At 75.7% G+C, this 1,331-nt stretch carries 1 protein-coding gene; it reads left to right on the top strand.

Features of this window, described 5'->3' with window-relative positions; genetic code table 11:
* Window positions 1–123 precede the first annotated feature (123 nt).
* Window positions 124–1,308: an ROK family transcriptional regulator gene (locus FOE67_RS25835; RefSeq protein WP_323385532.1), complete on the top strand. Its 1,185-nt coding sequence runs from the start codon at window positions 124–126 to the stop codon at window positions 1,306–1,308.
* Window positions 1,309–1,331: the final 23 nt, after the last annotated feature.

Below are 1,331 nucleotides of genomic sequence, written 5' to 3'. Positions count from 1 at the left end.
GCGGGGAGGGGGTCGGGCAACCGCCGGCTTTCGTCGGGTTTCGTCACGGTTCGTCGGCCTTCATCGGGCTTCATCGCGGTTCGCCTCCGGGAGCCGACGGGACCGGGGGGTATCCTGACCGCCGTGCGCACTGACCGGGTGACACCGGGTTCGCAGACTTCACTGCGTGAGGCCAACCGAGCCCGGATCGTGGCGGCCGTCCAGCGGCGTGGGGCCCTCACGCAGATCGAGCTGGCCGGTGTCACCGGCCTGTCCCCGGCCACGGTGTCCAACATCGTCAAGGAGCTGACCGCCGCCGGGGTCCTGCACACCTCCCCCTCCACCCGCAGCGGCCGGCGTGCCCTGCAGGTGAGCCTCGCCCGCAACCTGGGCCTGGTCGCCGGCGTGCACTTCGGCAACCGCTCCCTGCGCGTCGCCCTGGCCGACGCCTCCCTGCGGGTCCTCGCCGACCAGCGGATGCCGCTCGCCCCCGACCACCGCGCCGACGTCGGCCTGCGCCGCGCCGCGCTCCTGGTCACGGAGATGGTGGAATCGGTCGACGCCGGCCCCGAGGAACTCCTCGCGATGGGCGTGTGCATCCCCGCCCCCGTGGACCGCCGCACCGGCGGCATCACCACCGTCGGCATGATGCGCGGCTGGGACGGGATGCCCCTGCCCGAACTCCTCGGCGAGGAGCTGGACGTGCCGGTCGTCGTCGAGAACGACGCCAACCTCGGCGCCCTCGCCGAGACCCGCTTCGGCGCCGCCGTCGGCCACGACCCCGTGGTCTACCTGCGGGTCTCGCACGGGGTGGGCGGGGGCATCGTCCTCGGCGGCCAACTCGTCCACGGCCGCGCCGGGGGCGCCGGCGAGATAGGGCACGTGACGATCGACGAGCGCGGCCCGATCTGCCGCTGCGGCAACCGCGGTTGCCTGGAGACCTTCGTCGGCGCGCCGGCCCTCCTCGGCATGCTGGCCGGCAGCCACGGCAACCTCACCCTCGGGGACCTCATCGGCCGGGCGGTGGAGGGCGACCCCGGCTGCCGCCGCGTGCTCGCCGACACCGGGCGCCACCTCGGGGTGGCCGCCGCCAACATCTGCAACCTCATCGACCCCGGGATCATCGTGGTGGGCGGGCGGCTCGCGGAGGCCGGTGACCTGCTCCTGGACCCGATGCGCGCCGTCCTGGAACAACGGACCATGCCCAGCGCCTCCGGCCCGCCCGGCGTGGCCGCCGCCGCCCTCGGCGCGGCGGCCGAGGTCCGCGGCGCCCTCGCGGTGGCCCTCGACACCGCCCGGGTCTCCGGCGCGCTGGGGGTCGGCCCGTGAGCACCCCCCGCACCCCCCGCAGC

The organism is Streptomyces calidiresistens (assembly GCF_014141525.1).
GTDB classification, from domain to species: domain Bacteria; phylum Actinomycetota; class Actinomycetes; order Streptomycetales; family Streptomycetaceae; genus Streptomyces; species Streptomyces calidiresistens.
This window is presented reverse-complemented; position numbering and strand designations above follow the sequence as displayed.